Raw genomic sequence first — 2,063 nt, forward strand, 5'->3', positions numbered from 1 at the left:
TGAGCGTTACGAAGGCCACCAAGAACTTCATGATGGCGATTGGATTTATTTCCGAAGACGGAAGTATGTCCGGTCAGGATGTTGCGGACTATGTGGCTTCTACAATATCCGATCCACTGTCCCGGGTTTCGGGTGTCGGCGATCATACGCTCTTTGCGTCCGAATACGCGATGCGTATCTGGATGGACCCATCGAAACTCTACAATTACGGCCTGACGGTCGGCGACGTGCAGTCTGCCATTCAGACCCAGAATATTCAGGTGTCATCCGGTGAGTTGGGTGGTTTGCCTGCCAAAAAGGGCATTGGATTTGACGCGACGGTCATTGGTCCGACGCGTCTGAGTTCGCCTGAACAGTTCGAGAAGATCCTGCTCAAGGTCCAGCAGGATGGCAGTCAGGTCCGCCTGAAGGACGTGGGTCGTGTGGAGCTCGGTGCACAGAGCTACAGCATGACATCTCTTATCAACAACCATCCTGGCGCCGCCCTGGCTCTCAAACTGGCAGCCGGCGCCAACCAGATTGTTGTTGAAAATGCTGTCCGGGCGAAGCTGAAGGAACTTTCACATTATTTCCCTCCCGGTCTGAAAACAGTCTATCCGCTAGATACGGAACCATTCATTACTTTGTCGATCCGAGAGGTCATTGAGACACTGATTGAAGCCATCGCGCTCGTTTTCGTCGTGATGCTGATTTTCCTTCAGAATTTCCGCGCCACGCTGATCCCGACGATTGCTGTGCCGGTCGTTCTTCTGGGCACGTTCGGGCTCCTGTCCGTGATGGGATACAGCATCAACACGCTGACCATGCTGGCTATGGTTCTGGCTGTTGGTCTGCTCGTGGATGATGCCATTGTCGTTGTTGAAAACGTCGAACGTGTCATGACGGACAGGGGGCTTTCTCCCAAGGAGGCCGCCCGCGTTTCCATGGACGAAATTTCCGGTGCGCTGATCGGTATCGTGCTGGTTCTGACGGCTGTGTTCCTGCCGATGGCCGCCTTTAGTGGTTCTACTGGTATTATCTATCGTCAGTTCTCCATCACCATTGTTGCCGCCATGTGGTTGTCTGTTCTGGTGGCCATGGTCATGACACCGGCACTTTGCGGGTCGATGCTCAAGCCCACCCACAAGGGACATGAGCATGGGCCTGCCGCCTGGTTCAATCGTAATTTCGATCGCCTGACCAATGGTTATCTGAGTGGCGTGAAGTGGCTGACACGGCATGCTTTTATCAGCATGGGGGTGTTCATTGCCACAACAGCCGGTGTCATCTTCCTTTTCATGAAAATTCCTGGTGGGTTCCTGCCCGATGAAGATCAGGGTCTGATTTTCGGTCAGGTAACAATGCGTGCGGGTGCCACAGATGCCCAGACCGCAGCCGTAAACCGCAGGATTGCAGACTATATTCTGAAAACTTACGGGAATACTGTAGATTCCGTTCTGTCGATGAACGGGTTTAATTTTGCAGGACAAGGGCAAAATGCAGGGGCTTTCTTTATTCGTATGAAGCCCTGGGATGAAAGGTCAGGCTGGAAGAACTCAACGGCAGCAATAGCCGGCGAAATCATGAAGCATTTCCAATCAGATCCGGAAGCCATGATCTTTGCCGTCAATCCACCGGCTGTCCTCGAACTTGGGAACGCAACAGGGTTTGATCTTGAACTCGAAGACACAGGGCATTTAGGACACGATGCCCTATTGGCTGCGCGCAACCAGATCCTGCGCGAAGCTGGACAGAATCCCCGCCTGGCAGCTGTTCGTCCGCTTGGTATGGAAGATGCGCCGCAGTTCAAGCTGGACATCAACCGTGAACGTGCRAAYGCACTTGGTCTGACCAACGCKGACATCAACACGACGCTGGAAGGTGCTCTTGGCTCCATCTACGTCAACCAGTTCATGCGCGATGACCGTGTGAAGCAGGTCTATATCCAGGGTGAACCCTGGGCACGTATGACGCCGGAAGATCTAAACCGCTGGTATGTCCGTAATACGACGGGCACGATGGTTCCGTTCAATGCCTTTGCTTCAGGTACGTGGGAAAGCGGCCCGCAGAAGGTCGAAGACTAC

At 53.6% G+C, this 2,063-nt stretch carries 1 protein-coding gene; it reads left to right on the top strand.

Translation table 11 applies throughout. The features are described 5' to 3' along the window. Positions 1-2,063: efflux RND transporter permease subunit (locus KP708_RS15315; RefSeq protein ID WP_215757227.1), on the top strand; the 2,063-nt coding region annotated here is incomplete at both ends.

The organism is Gluconobacter sp. P5H9_a (assembly GCF_018812085.1).
In the GTDB taxonomy this organism is placed as follows: domain Bacteria; phylum Pseudomonadota; class Alphaproteobacteria; order Acetobacterales; family Acetobacteraceae; genus Gluconobacter.